The organism is Hymenobacter sp. YC55, from assembly GCF_029433095.1.
Lineage (GTDB): Bacteria > Bacteroidota > Bacteroidia > Cytophagales > Hymenobacteraceae > Hymenobacter.
Genome location: NZ_JARNTX010000003.1, coordinates 160,938 through 175,084, shown reverse-complemented (window position 1 = coordinate 175,084; position 14,147 = coordinate 160,938). Strand labels below are relative to the sequence as shown.

Genomic DNA, 14,147 nt, shown 5'->3' with positions numbered 1-14,147 from the left:
TCCCCGTGCTTAGGGTTTGCCGACCGCCATCCGTATCGGCCCTTGCTGCGCCACCATGCCCAGCACGGCAACGTGGTCTATACCTATGAAGCTGGCCGTTTTGCGCGCCAAGCTCTCGCCGTTGAGCAGGGCCCGCAAGAGTACGCCGGCCTGGGGACCAGCATGCACCCAGATGGTGTTACTCGCGCGCCCGACGTACAGTAGCGCTTAAGCCCGCCGGTCGCCGCCCGTTGCGGCCAGCATCCAGCCCGGGTACTCGGGCGCAAGCGCGCTTACTTGGTCTAGTTCCTGCAACTCGTCGGGCGTAAACTGCACGTCTACGGCCCGCAGGTTATCGTTGAGCTGGTTTAGCTGCTTGGCGCCGATGATGACGCTGCTCACCACGGGCTGGTGCAGCAGCCAGCCCAGGGCCAAGGCCGCTACGGTATGCCCCTTGGCTTCGGCTTTCGGGCGGAGTTTGTCGAGAATGGCGAAGGCCCTGTCTTTGTTGACGGGCGGGAAGTCAAAGCTGCCGCTACGGCGGCCTTCCCCGTTGGGCTGTTCGCGGGTGTACTTGCCCGAAAGGAAGCCGCCGGCCAACGGGCTCCACACCATCAGCCCCACTTGTTGGTCGAGCAGCAGCGGCACCAGCTCCCGTTCCAGCTCGCGGCCGGCAATAGTATAGTAGGCCTGTAGGCTCTGAAAGCGGGTCAGGTGCTCGTAGTGGGCGATGTCGAGGGCGCGGGTGAGCTGCCAGGCCGCTACGTTGCTGGCCCCGATGTAGCGCACCTTGCCGCTGCGCACTAGGTCGTCGAGGGCGCGCAGGGTTTCATCCAGGGGCGTGAGCGGGTCGAAGCTGTGCGTCTGGTATAGGTCGAGGTAGTCGGTCTGCAGGCGGCGCAGGCTGCCTTCTACCTGCTCTAGGATGTGCTTGCGGCTAAGGCCCGCGTCGTTGGGGCCGCTGCCCATCGCGCCGCGCACCTTGGTGGCTAGGATGAGCGAGTCGCGCCGCAGCCCCAGGTCGCGGATAGCCTGGCCGGTTATTTCCTCCGACTGCCCCTCGGAATACACGTTGGCCGTATCGATGAAGTTGACGCCGGCCTCCACGGCGCGTTGCAGCAGCGCGTTGGCCGCGGCCTGATCCACGCCGCTCATGGGGCCGAAGCGCCCGCCAACGGTGCCGAAGGTCATGGTGCCGAGGCAGAATTCGGATACTTTAAGGCCCGTACGGCCCAGGAGGTTGTATTTCATTGCGTTGAAGAAAAAAGGTGAGGACGTGACTGGCCGGGCTAGCGGGCCAGCGGGTGCTTCAGCCAGATCAGGGCCAGGGGTAAGAGCAGGAAGGGAACCTCGATGGCGGCCAGGCGCAGGTTGCCGGTATTCAGCGCCAGCCCCATCAGCAGCAGGACCCCGGCCGCGCTGAGCAGATTGCCCACGAGAAAGGTCTGCGGAAACAGCAGCAGCACGCCCACCGCGAGGCTGACGCTACTGGTGACGGTCAACAGCGGCTTGTTGATGCCTAGCTCCGCCATCAGGTTGGCTTGCTCGGGCGTGAAGTTTTGGGCAAGTCCGGCCCAGCCGTGCTGGAAGCTCAGGTAGACGGAAACGAGCAGCAGTAGGCCGCTGATAATTTTCATAGTGGTTCGGTACCGTTAAAAAGAAGAAAAAATCAACGGGCTGGTTTTGCTGGTTTCCGGCCCGTTATTTTGACATATAATTCATTCACCGTCACCCGCTAGGTGCCAAAGAACCAGGCGTGCGGCGCCAGGGGCAAGGTATCCGGCCTCAACACCACGCGGCTCTGGGTCAGCATTCGGCGCAGCCGCTGGTATTAGCGGCCAGCGTGGCGTCGGGCTGCGGGCCCAGGCTGGGGTTCCACGGGAAGGTCTGCGGCACGTAGCTCACGAACGACATAGTGACCTGCTGCGGCCCGGCGGGCAAGGTCAACTGGTAGCGCCGGTCGGTAGTGGTAGCGGTACCTAGGCCCAAAGCCGGCACCGCAGCGGTGGCGGCGGGCAGGGCCGTGCCGGTGACGTCGCGCACCGTGCCGCGGAGTATGTGCTGCGCCCGGCTCAGACGCGGGACTAGCAGCCACAACAGGGCCGCCAAAAGCATCGTTTGATGCCTTATCCGGTTGTTGCCCATTATCATAACGGTTTTACCGATGAAAAGCGGGCTAAGTGTCCCCGCCATACCCTTTCTCCAGCCCCTTGGCAAAGGGCTATTTACACCGGATTGCCCGTGTTCTTACCGGGTATGATTTGCACTCGCGTAGCTTAGCCGTGGGCGGCTGGTAGGGCTAGCAGCAGGTAAAATCCGGACTAAACGGCCTGCCCTAAGCCCTGAAGCTGCGCGGGCTTAGAGCCGCATTTGTGTTCGGGTCATGAGTCTGGCTGCGGTAGCGCCGTACTACTAGTTCAGCTCCAGAACTCTTGCCCACATTTGTCCAGGCCCACAACCTGCAGGCCATAACGCCTACCATGATTCCGCCGCAAAAGCAAGGGCTTCATGGCATTTTTTGAAACTCAGTTAAACGACTGCCTGAATTCCAAAGGGGATTGTTTTGTTTTCGACTTAAAAAGCTTGCTAAACGACTGATGATGCTCAAAGCCCAGGCAAAAAGCAATTTCACTCACAGATAGACTGGTAGTAGAAAGCTTTTCTTTGGCCTTCTCAACCAACTTATCATGTATGTGCTGCTGCGTCGTTTTTCCAGTCAGGTTCTTCAGCAGTGTTCTTAGGTAACCGGGCGAAACGTTCAGCTTATCGGAAATATAGTGGACTGTCGGCAACTGCTGCACAGACATATCATTGTCACTGAAATGATCAGACAATACCGCCTCCAATTTTTCAAGTATATAATGGTTATTTTTCTCTCGTGTAATAAACTGACGGCCATAAAACCGTTCGGCGTAGCTAAGCAAATTTTCTATATGTGAAATAATAATCTGCTTGCTAAACTTATCAATGTTTGAATGATACTCACTTTTAATATTATCCACTATCCCGTCTATAATTAGCTCTTCTTTTTCAGAAAGAAACAGCGCCTCATGCGTTGAATAGTCAAAAAAATCATACTGCTTTATTTTCTTAGCCAGGGGCGTATTCCATAAGAAATCCGGATGGATGAATAGCATCCAGCCTCCTAGATTGGAAGGCACGCCATTGGATTCGCCGCGCAGTACTTGCCCAGGCGACATGAAGCCCATCAGGCCCTCATCGAAATCATATTTCTGCTGCCCATAGAAAAGTTTGTCGCATCCTCGCTTCAACGACACAACAAACAAATCGAATATGACTGACGTTGCATCCGTCGTATTCTGTAAGCCCGCCAAATCGATTACCCCGATGAGCGGATGATGAGGCTTCGGCAGGCCCATTATGCGGTGTATCTCGGAAATCGACTGGATGCGGAGGGGTTGCGCGTTTGCCATGGCGAATTATAGTGCTGGGCTAGTGACTAGCAGCTAATTTCTTGAATTTACTAAACTCATTGTGCCCGAAATTCATCAGCAATCCAGGCACAACCCGGCTTAGCGCCTTGATTACCGACACCAGTGCGGGCTTTATTTCCAACGCATCTTTCAGCAGGCCTTTTACAATAACGTCCACCATCTTCACCACGCTCATCATTTGGGCAGGATTGGGTTGCACAACCCAGTTGTTTTGCAGATTCGTGCTGACGCCGGGCGGAATTACTTCGAATACCTTAATATTTGTTTGCTGCAGCTGCAAGCGGAGCGCCTGAGTATAAGCGTGCACCCCTGCTTTTGAGGCGCTGTAAATAGGCGCTGAAGAGTAAGGCATAAAAGCTATGGCCGATGACACGTTTACAATGGCGGCCGACGCTTGTTTTTTCAAATGCGGCATGAACTGTTGCACCATCTGGATGGTACCCGATAGGTTGGTTGTAATTTCCTGAACAACATCGTCTATACTGTCGGTCGTGTCGTGTAGATCAAGCAGCCTCATAAGGCCCGCGTTATTGACAATCATGTTCAGCGCAGGAAATCTTCGCGTTACTTCCTCATAGAGTTGAACGATGTCTTGGGAGTTACTAACATCGCTCTGAATGATGTGAATTCCGGGAAACTGCTTTTGGGTTTTGTGTAATGCGTCGAGGCTCCGCCCGGTAACGATGAGGGTTACGCCTTGCTCGGAGAGTTGCTTTACCAACTCCAAGCCAATTCCGCTGGTGCCGCCGGTAATGAGGGCTGTGCTGTTTCTGAGTTTCATTTTTGTTGCCTTATTGGTTGATACAAAGTTGCCGCGACCCTAAAAAACATGTTTAGCCAAAACGTCTTTTGTTGCAGTCAAAAGCTGATCGAAGGCCATTCTAACATGCTAGGAAGTTGCCATTACCGATTAAGGCAGAAGGCAAGGGGGGCAGCAACGGCTGGCGCCCTCAGCCTACTTAGTGCAGCGCATCCGGCCCAGATTTGGGCCTGTTGTTTGCGCGGTAATTGAGCGAGTATCTCGTTAAGTAGTCAGCTAATAGCAATGGTGCATTTGGTGCCGACCCGGGCGAATACGTGGGCGGCCCGCTGGTGCAAGGTGCGGCCGCCGTAGGCGTAATCAGCGGGCGTGAGCCACTAGTGCTTGCAGCGGGGCCACATCAGCTCGGTTTTGTTGAGTTCGGGGCTATGATTAAACAAACAGGGAATGACAGGTGCCCGTAAAAGATAGATGCAGCGGCACCTTTGCCCAGTGAAGAGGTTCCGAGGTGACCCCACCCGTTCGGCCTACCTCTTGTACCGCTTGCATGGGTATGCCACGTACTTAGCGGCGGCCAAGGAGCTGGAGGAACTCGTAGAGCAGTGGCCTTGCTGGCCGGGCGCGCCGCCTTCTTCGACAACGGGGCCACGCAGTGGCACGTGGAGACGGTCCACACCCCAACCGACTGTCGCTGGTCGGCGCAGATACGCAATGGGCTGTTGGCATAAAGGCCTGCCTAACAGGTTAGCAGTTGTGGCGTAGCGGATATCCAGCACGATGCTGGGAATTAATTTCGAGAGATTAACTAATTTATTATCTGACCTTTCCTGCACTTGCTGGCGATAATAGCTCGGCGTTGTGACAACGCGTAGGCCATGCATGTTGGGGGAGATTAGCTCGCTGGGGGCATTTTGGGTTCTCAATGGCCTGCTCATAGGTAAAGGCAGGCTTGGTAGCTTGGTACTCATGCAATAGAGTGGCCATTTGTTCACACAGCCAATTCGCGCCAGAACGCCCATTTAGAACTTGGCTATGCTTCAAGTAATTGCGTTTATTCTTAGTCTGACTACTTGTTGTGAATCAGCTCTAAAAATGCTCCTATGCATTCCTCTTCCGATTTTTCTTTGAACCTGCCTCAGGTTTTCGAAGCCCTGCCGGACTGCTACCTAGTATTGTCCCCAAGCTTTGTTATCCAAGCCGTTACGGATGGCTTTATCACATCTACCCTTACAAGCAGAGAACAGTTAGTGGGTAACCTTCTTTTTGAAGTATTTACCGGCCAGGATGGTCAGCCGGAAGCGGAAACTCTCCGGCATCTAAAACAATCTCTTCAAAGGGTACTGAAAACGAAAAAGCCAGATAGAATGCCAGTGCAGCGCTTCGCCTTAACAGTTCCGGAGAAGCCTAATCTAAAGCTGGAACGTTACTGGAACCCCTTAAACACTCCGGTACTAAATGAGAAGGGAGAAGTGCTTTATGTTTTACATAAGGTAGAAGATGTTACTGAATTAATCCAGCAACGCCACAAACTGGAAACCCTGACCAAGCAGGAAGAAGACACCAAAGCAATTGCTAATGAAAGTCAACTGTTGTGGTACCATGAGCAGGAGAAAGTTAAACTGGCTTACGAAAAACTGGAAGAAGAACACCGTAAGTTAAAAGAAGCACAGTCTCTGGGGCATATCGGCAGCTTTGAGCGGAATTATAGTGAAGAAATTATTAATTGTTCGGATGAATTTTATCGTATTCACGGTTTAGAACCTCAGAGTGAGGAAATAACAGTTGAAAAGTTAATTGCCTTTTCGCATCCGGAAGAGCAGGATATTGTACGGCAACGCATTTGGCAGGCACAAACCTTCCAGGAACCCTTAGACTTAATTCACCGGATAATTTGGCGTAATGGCACCGTTCGTCACGTTCACCGGAGAACCATTTTAACCCCCGATGCCCAAGGGAAGCCGCTGAAAGTATACGGAACCATTCAGGATATTACCAGCCAGGTGATGGCTCAGGAAAAAATCCAGGCTAGCGAAGCCTTGTTACGGGAAGCCGAAGCAATAGGGCAAACGGGTGGTTATGAAGGAGATTTGGCTACCATGAAATTCCGATTTTCGGATAATATGTACCAGTTACTTGGGCTGGAACCGCAAAGCCTTGTCCCGGATCTGAATTTTTTGGATTCAATATCCCATCCGGCAGATACCGCCCAGATACGGGCAATAATTGATAAGGCTGTTCAGGTGAAACAACCCTACCAATACACGCGTCGAATTTACCGGCCTGATGGTGAGATGCGCTACATTTTTAGTAATGGAAAGATAGTTTGTGATGAAGCCGGTAATGCCATCAAAATAATAGGAACGGTCCAGGACATCACTGAAAAGAAACGGGCAGAAAAAGAAATACAGAAAACCAAAGATTTACTGGAAGCTACCTTCAATGCTTCGCTAAACGGCATAGAAGTATTCCAAACGGTGCGAAATGACACCGGGGAAATAACAGACTTTGAATGGTTACTAGTGAATCATACCACGGCGCGTTACGCCGGGCGAACGGACTTGCGGGGGCATAACTGGCTAGCCACTTACCCGGAGCTTAAACAAACCGGCATGTTTGACCAGTTCAGGAAAGTAGTAGAGACCAGGCAAATTTTGGATTATGAGCACTTTGATCAGTATAAAGATTTTGCTGCCTGGTTTCAAACCATGGCGGTGCCGTTTAGGGATGGGCTAATTGTCACCTGGACGGATATAACCAACCGGAAAAAAGCGGAAGCGGAATTAACCGGAAAAGCTGCATTACTGCAAACCATTGTAGATACGGCTTTTGGCGGCATGGCGCTACTAGCGGCTATTCGGGACGAAGAGGAACAGCTTACTGATTTTCGTTACCTCATAGTTAATCCGGTACAGGCCAGGTACGCTAATATCTCGAAGGAGCAAATGGTAGGTAACACGGTTCTTGCCTTGTTTCCTTCTATAAAAAATACAAGTGTGTGGGAGTGTTTACTCCGGGTGATGGAAACCGGTGAAACTGTTCAACAATTGGAAGAATACCATGCCGATGATGTAGATGGCTGGTTTGAGCAGCACTACGAGAAAATAAACGATGGTATCCTGATTTGGAACACTGATATAACTCCCATCAAAAGAGCTGAAGTTGAACGGCGGGAGAGCGAAGAACGGTTACGGAAATTTATTGATTCGCTGCCTCAGATGGCTTGGATTGCCTCAATTGATGGGAGCAGTACCTACTATAACCAAAGAACCTACGATTATACCGGGCTTACTTTCAAGCAGATGAAAGCTTATGGTTGGAAGCAGATCTATCAGGAGGCGGAACGTGCCCAGGTAGAACTGGAATGGAAAACAGCCATTGCCTCAGAGAAAGAATACCGGAAACAGTCTCTTATGCGCCGTTGGGATGGCGCCTATCACTGGCAGTTGGTCATTGCCCAACCCGTAAGAGACCACACCGGCAACATCACTTTTTGGGCAGGTACGGTAACGGACATCCACGAAAAGGTTATTGCCGAACAAGGGTTACTAGCGAACAGGCAGCTGCTCAAAGCTGTTGTTGATGCTTCCATCAATGGCATCCAGGCTTTTAAAGCCATACGCGATGAGGAAAACCAGCTTTTAGATTTTGAGTGGATTCTTACAAATCAGGTAACCGATAACTTTCTACGGAAAAAAGATCTGGTGGGCAAGCGACTAACAGATGAATATCCGGGAACGGAACCAGCTGGGATCTTTGACAAGATGAAACAAGTGAACGAAAGTGGACAAACCACTCAGTTTGAAGTTTGGTATCCTTATGAAGATTTCCACCATTGGTTCCATTTTATAGTTGTAAAAATGGGGGATGGTGTAGTACTAACTTTCCAAGATATTACAGAACGCAAAAAACTGGAAGAGCAACGCCTGCAATGGGAACTCCAGAACCAACAAGAATTGCTGCATGCCATTTTAGAAGCGGAAGAAAGAGAGAAAAAACGGATAGCCGAAAGTTTGCATAATGGCTTAGGGCAAGTCCTTTTTGCCGTTAAGATGCAATTAGACCTGCTCAACCCAGAAGAGTCTTTATCCAGTGCTGCCCAAACAATGGCCTTCTGGCAAAGAACAGATCAGTTATTGACTAATGCCATTGAACTTACCCAAACCATCTCCCACGAACTTACCCCAACCGTGCTGGAAACTTTTGGATTATCTGCTGTTCTGGTGGATATATGCAAACAATTAAGTTGTAAAAACTTCCTGGTGAATTGCCAAGTTGAAATTAAATCGGTTTTAGAAAGACACTTCCAAACGGCTATTTACCGGATTGTTCAGGAACTGCTTAATAACATTGTTAAACATGCACATGCTACCATTGCATCTATAACAGTGTTGGAAGAAAATAGTGGCATTTTAATATTATCTCAGGACAACGGTAAAGGATTTAAGGCGAACCCACTTTCAGGTAAGGGAATGGGTTTAATAGGAATCGGTGACCGGGTGAAACTATTAAACGGAACTTTACAAATTCAATCTTCAGGCCCCGGAACAACCATTTCTATTGAATTACCCAATAGAAATAACCATCCTGGAGCACATAAATTAGAAGGTGTTTAATAAAATGTATTTAAAATAAGAGGGCTAGTATTTAGCAGCATCGTAAATCATAAAAGGCAGTAGTTGAGTAACGGAAGGCACCTAATTTTATGCATTACCGTGACCAAGAAAAGACCCGTTAGCACGCCTGTTTTCTGCGAGTTAATTACTGGTCACATCTAATGCCTTGTTAATACTTGTACCTTACTGCCTAGCACTTACTACATGGTGATTTTCAGGAATATTTAAAATTGTACTCCTTATGATAAGAGTAGCTGTTGCCGATGATCACCCTTTGGTAAGAGAAGGTTTAAGAACTATGCTGAATCATTCTCCGGAGGCCGGTATAAGCCTGGTAGGCGAGGTGGAATCAGGAACTGATTTGGTTCAGCTTCTTAGCGAAGTAGAGGTAGATGTAGTGCTAATGGATATAAGTATGCCGGATATGGATGGTTTACAAGCCACACGTCAACTCAAGCAGCAGCACCCGTTGGTGAAAGTACTCATCCTTTCAATGCTGGAAGATGAACGGTTTGTAGTGGAAGCCATACAAGCGGGAGCAAACGGGTACCTGACTAAAACAGTAAGCCGCAAAGAGCTGGTTCGGGCAATTCAAATAACGGCTGGGGGCGAGGTGTATATAGGTACTCACATTTCCTTAAAGCTACTCGGGAAATTACCATTGGGGGGTAGTAAGATGCCCATGCCCGAGGAAACACCAGAAAGTAATCTCACTAAGCGGGAGCTGGAAATCCTTAGCCTAATTGCTCAGGGTTTAACCACTACCCAAATGGCGGAAAAACTTTTCACTAGTAAACGGACTATCGAAAGTCACCGTCAGCATTTGCTCGAAAAAACTGATTCCAAAAATACCGCTTCTCTTATTGCTTACGCAGCAACCCATCATTTACTTAAATAACCTGACTAGTAATCTAAAATCCATATTTTTTAGGCTATAAAAGTTAGGGGTTGCTTATAAGTATAACCCGCAACAATCCTAAAATTGCTTATCAATGCAAGCTTTGAATAAGTTTGCCTAATACCATTTTAAGTAAATTATACTTTAAATAGTGCCATTTCTGGTGCAAATATCCGTGCATTCCTCCCGGCTTTAAGTGGTTTCTGCCATTTCTCCGTGTTTTCATAGAGAATAAATCAGTAAAACGCTCCAAACTTTTCCAGCGTTTCCTTCCCTATCATCTCCTCCTTACTGGTTTCATTCTTAACCCATCTACCTATGAAAGCCTTGGTATTTCACAAACCCAAAGATGTTAGTGTCGATAATGTTGAGGATCCTAAGATTGAGGAACCAACCGATGCCATCGTTCGCATAACTTCTACGGCCATTTGTGGTTCGGATCTCCACATTTACAACGGCTTCATGCCCCAACCGCATGATTTAGTTCTTGGCCACGAGTTTATGGGTATTGTGGAAGAAGTAGGCAGCAGTGTGTCCAAATTAAAAAAAGGCGACCGGGTAATTGTACCGTTTCCTATTGGTTGCGGGCATTGCATGTTTTGCCAGCATGATTTAGCCACCCACTGTGAAAACTCCAACGAAACGAACTATAGCCAGGATGGTAATTTGGCCAAAGCGCACGGCGGCGGCCAGTTATATGGTTTCACCGCCACCTACGGCGATAAAAACGGTGGCCAGGCTGAATTTGCCCGGGTACGTTACGCCGATTACAATCCGCGGATAGTTCCGGATGGTATTCCGGACGAAAAAATACTTTTCCTAACCGATATTTTCTCTACGGGTTGGGCTGCCTGCGAGTGGGCAAACGTGTCGCCTGGCGAAACAGTAGTAGTATTTGGTTGTGGTCCGGTAGGTATAATGGCCCAAAAAGCGGCCTGGCTTCATGGCGCTAAGCGGGTAATTGGAGTGGATATTTATGATTACCGGCTGGCGAAAGCCCGCGAAACCGCTGGTTCCGAAACCATCAATGCGCATAGTGTAGACGCGGTAAAAGCCATTGTGGAAATGACCGGTGGCTATGGCGCCGACGTATGTATTGATGCCGTAGGCATGGAAGCAGATAGAACCACGCTGGAAAAAGCGGCCAATGTATTACATGCCCAAAAAGGCAGCGACAAGGTGCTGGAAAATTGTATTGATGCCGTACGGCGAGGCGGCAAGGTATCAGTAGTAGGTGCCTATGGCTACCCGTATGATAAATTCCCCGTGCAGAAATGGTGGGAAAAGAACTTTACGCTTCGGGGCGGTCAGGCCTGGGTACAAAAATATATTGACCACCTGATTACCCTGGTAGCCGAAGGCAAAGTAACCCTGGATGACGTAATCACCCACCGGGTCCCGCTCAGCGAGGCCGCCCGGATGTACCAGATTTTTAACGATAAAGAAGACAACTGCGTGAAGGTAGTACTGAAGCCCTAGGGGTTCCTTCATGGTCGGTGGCCCACAGTCCACAGCTGTCAGGTATTAAATACCATTTTCATTTAAGGTTAAGCAACCACTTCTTTTAGGTTAACAGAATACCAGATTCTTCCATTTGATTGGTAGAGAAGCGCGCTCTAAAAATGAGAGCCTCTCTACCAATTAAATAGAAGAATGAGGCAGTGCCTGCTGTTAATTATTTGTGCCAGAGAAGCATGCTTATTTCACGGTTTTAATTTTAAATCCATGAAAGAGTTAAAAGATTTGTCCGATTTACTGGGCCATGAAATACAAGTTTTGCACGAAGGGGAAAAACTTATTATTGCCGCTCTGCCCCGAATAATTCAGAAGTCTACTAATGAAGCTTTAAAGGCGGCTCTTAGCCAGCACCTGGAAGAAACTCAGATCCAAAAACAACGCCTGGAGCAAGCGGCCCGGCTGCTCAATATTTCGCCCGAAGGAGATGGTAATCCTAGCTTGAAGGGCTTAATCGCTGAAGGGGAAAAGGTTTTTCATAAAGATAGCCATCCAGACACCCTGGATGCCGCCATTATTGCGGGTGTACAAAAGGTGGAGCATTACGAAATAGCAGGATACGGTGCAGCTGCTTATTATGCTGAGGAATTAGGCTTGCAATCGATAGCCGATTTACTCCGGCAAACTCTGGCGGAAGAAAAAGCCACCGATACCCGGTTGAATGAATTAGCCAAAAGAAATATCAATCCTAAGTCGGCGGAGGCAGTCAAGCAGTAAGCTTTACAATAATATCAGCTTTAACGGCATCCACTCAAGGCTGATTACTGGCCCCTCTTTTTTAATCGTCTTCTGACAGTTTTTAAATCATGTTAAATTTTAAAACACCATGGCTAATGCACTTAAAACCTTAGTTCCGCCAAATTCAAACAAATCTGTCAGGCAGCGGCAAGCGAAGGACTTTACCAATGTAGGAACAACTGGCAGAGTGCTATCGGTTTTGGGTGGTGCGGCTTTAACCTATTACGGATGGAGTAGAAAACAATCTCCTCTCGGAAAAAGCTTAACCACCGCGGGCGGTTACCTGGTACTGCGGGGAGCTTCTGGTTTCTGCCTGGTTAATAAGGCCCTGCACCTAGATACGGCTCCACCTAAAACTGAAGGATTCGAAGTCACTTCAAGCGTTACCATACTGAAACCACGCCAGGAGGTGTACCAATTTTGGCGCCAGCTCGAAAACCTACCCAGGTTTATGCAATACCTGGAAGATGTGAAGCAAACAGGTCCCAGACGTTCACATTGGGTAGCCAAGATTCCCAAAAATATTATCTACAAAGAGAAGCTCAGTACAATAGAGTGGGAGGCCGAAATCGACCGGGAGAAGGAAAATAGCCTGATAGCCTGGCGCTCCCTGCCTAACTCTGAAGTTGAAAATTCCGGTGAAGTCCGTTTTACGGATGCTCCCTCCAACCGGGGCACCGTGGTGCAAGCTACCATTTCTTACCAACCGCCAGCAGGAGCTGCCGGGAAGCTAGCCGCCAAATTCCTGAATCCAGCATTTAAGGAATTGGTTAAACAGGATCTTCGCCGATTTAAGCGTCTGCTGGAAGCAGGAGAAATCCCAACCATTATTGGCCAACCCTCCGGTCGCAAAGAGGAGAACTACTAGAAATAAATTTTCTAACCCTAAATAAGCAAACGATGAAAGCAATCTGCTGGGAAGGGATTAACAAAGTGAGTACGGAGCGGGTGCCCGATCCTACTATTTTGAATCCTCGTGACGCTATTGTGCGCGTTATTTTATCGTCGGTATGCGGCTCCGATTTGCACCTGCTGGGGGGCTATATACCCGCCATGCGGTCCGGCGATATTATTGGCCATGAGTTTATGGGCGAAATCGTAGAAGTTGGCCCGGAAGTAAAAAATCTGAAGAAAGGCGACCGGGTGGTGGTGTGCTCCGTTTTAGCTTGCGGAGGGTGTGAGTTCTGTCATCGTGAGGAATACTCGTTGTGTGATAATTCAAATGCCGAACCCGAATGGAGCGAGAAAGCGTACGGCTACCCGGTAGCCGGCATTTTTGGTTATTCTCACGCTTTGGGAGGTTACGCCGGCAGCCACGCGGAGTATACCCGGGTCCCTTTTGCCGAAAATACTTGTTTTAAAGTGCCAGACGGGGTACGTAACGAATCCGCCTTATTTACTTCTGATGCCTTCCCTACTGGGTATATGGCCGCTGATTTCGCTGGTATTGAACCGGGCGACACCGTGGTGGTATGGGGTTGCGGCGGCGTTGGCCTGATGGCCATGCATAGCGCCTGGCTGCTGGGAGCCGGCCGGGTAATCGCTATTGACCAGTATCCGTATCGGCTGGAGCAAGCGCGTACGAGGGCAAAGGCCGAAGTGCTAAACTTCAAAGAAGTGGATGTATTGGAGGCCTTGAAAGAAATGACCGGTGGCCGTGGTCCGGACCGCTGCATTGATTGCGTGGGCATGGAAGCTAACAGTACCGGAATTGAAAAGGTGTATGATTATGCCAAGCAATATGCCCGGCTGCAGAACGACAGACCTGCCGTGCTCCGGCAGGCAATTATGGCGTGCCGCAAAGGCGGAACATTATCTATTATTGGGGTATACGGAGGCTTTATTGATAAATTCCCGATGGGAGCGGCCATGAACAAAGGCCTGACTTTCCGGATGGGTCAGCAGTTCGGCCAACGATACATTCCTAAACTGCTGGATATTGTAGCCCGCGGAGAAGTAGACCCAGCCTATTTGCTCACCCACAAATTATCTCTGGATCAGGGACAGGAAGGGTATATGATGTTTAAAGAAAAAGCAAACAATAACATGCGTTCGGTATTTGCTCCGGCCGGATGAAGTAAGTCAGTATTTTATTTAAGCAGAGAGTTTAGAATGCTTTTCTCCCAGGTTATGAGCACTGGTGGCCTATAACAGTACCATAGAGTTCCTACAAGCTTTGCAAGCAGGAA

At 49.4% G+C, this 14,147-nt stretch carries 12 protein-coding genes; 6 read left to right on the top strand and 6 right to left on the bottom strand.

Annotated elements, in window-relative coordinates; translation table 11 throughout:
• Nucleotides 1–9: 9 nt before the first annotated feature.
• The 6 genes from P1X16_RS21060 to P1X16_RS21035 form a co-directional block, all read right to left on the bottom strand.
• Nucleotides 10–168, bottom strand: coding sequence for a hypothetical protein (locus P1X16_RS21060; protein WP_277233411.1), 159 nt, complete (start codon nucleotides 166–168; stop codon nucleotides 10–12).
• A 39-nt stretch (nucleotides 169–207) separates the two neighbouring features.
• Nucleotides 208–1,230, bottom strand: a complete 1,023-nt coding sequence (locus P1X16_RS21055) for an aldo/keto reductase (RefSeq protein WP_277233409.1) — start codon at nucleotides 1,228–1,230, stop codon at nucleotides 208–210.
• Nucleotides 1,231–1,268: 38 nt separating this feature from the next.
• Nucleotides 1,269–1,616 (bottom strand): hypothetical protein, encoded by a 348-nt coding sequence (locus P1X16_RS21050; protein ID WP_277233407.1) that lies wholly within the window; start codon nucleotides 1,614–1,616, stop codon nucleotides 1,269–1,271.
• Between the two features lie 169 nt (nucleotides 1,617–1,785).
• Nucleotides 1,786–2,172 carry a hypothetical protein gene (locus P1X16_RS21045; RefSeq protein WP_277233405.1) on the bottom strand — a complete coding sequence of 129 codons (387 nt, stop codon included), beginning with the start codon at nucleotides 2,170–2,172 and terminating at the stop codon, nucleotides 1,786–1,788.
• Nucleotides 2,173–2,504: 332 nt separating this feature from the next.
• Nucleotides 2,505–3,413, bottom strand: a complete 909-nt coding sequence (locus tag P1X16_RS21040; protein ID WP_277233402.1) for a response regulator transcription factor — start codon at nucleotides 3,411–3,413, stop codon at nucleotides 2,505–2,507.
• A 19-nt stretch (nucleotides 3,414–3,432) separates the two neighbouring features.
• A complete protein-coding gene (locus tag P1X16_RS21035) occupies nucleotides 3,433–4,215 on the bottom strand; it encodes an SDR family NAD(P)-dependent oxidoreductase (protein WP_277233400.1) in 783 nt (260 codons plus the stop codon).
• Between the two features lie 1,079 nt (nucleotides 4,216–5,294).
• Between P1X16_RS21035 and P1X16_RS21030 the strand changes: the two genes are divergently transcribed.
• The 6 genes from P1X16_RS21030 to P1X16_RS21005 all read left to right on the top strand — a co-directional run bounded on the left by P1X16_RS21030 (nucleotide 5,295) and on the right by P1X16_RS21005 (nucleotide 14,034).
• Nucleotides 5,295–8,807: a PAS domain-containing protein gene (locus P1X16_RS21030; protein WP_277233397.1), complete on the top strand. Its 3,513-nt coding sequence runs from the start codon at nucleotides 5,295–5,297 to the stop codon at nucleotides 8,805–8,807.
• 241 nt (nucleotides 8,808–9,048) lie between these two features.
• On the top strand, nucleotides 9,049–9,705 hold the full coding sequence (locus tag P1X16_RS21025; RefSeq protein WP_277233394.1) for a response regulator transcription factor: 657 nt from the start codon (nucleotides 9,049–9,051) through the stop codon (nucleotides 9,703–9,705).
• A 318-nt stretch (nucleotides 9,706–10,023) separates the two neighbouring features.
• On the top strand, nucleotides 10,024–11,184 hold the full coding sequence (locus P1X16_RS21020; protein WP_277233391.1) for a zinc-dependent alcohol dehydrogenase: 1,161 nt from the start codon (nucleotides 10,024–10,026) through the stop codon (nucleotides 11,182–11,184).
• Nucleotides 11,185–11,430: 246 nt separating this feature from the next.
• Nucleotides 11,431–11,937 (top strand): DUF892 family protein, encoded by a 507-nt coding sequence (locus tag P1X16_RS21015; RefSeq protein WP_277233388.1) that lies wholly within the window; start codon nucleotides 11,431–11,433, stop codon nucleotides 11,935–11,937.
• A gap of 109 nt (nucleotides 11,938–12,046) precedes the next feature.
• On the top strand, nucleotides 12,047–12,826 hold the full coding sequence (locus P1X16_RS21010) for an SRPBCC family protein (RefSeq protein ID WP_277233385.1): 780 nt from the start codon (nucleotides 12,047–12,049) through the stop codon (nucleotides 12,824–12,826).
• A gap of 32 nt (nucleotides 12,827–12,858) precedes the next feature.
• Nucleotides 12,859–14,034: a zinc-dependent alcohol dehydrogenase gene (locus tag P1X16_RS21005; protein WP_277233382.1), complete on the top strand. Its 1,176-nt coding sequence runs from the start codon at nucleotides 12,859–12,861 to the stop codon at nucleotides 14,032–14,034.
• Nucleotides 14,035–14,147 lie beyond the last annotated feature (113 nt).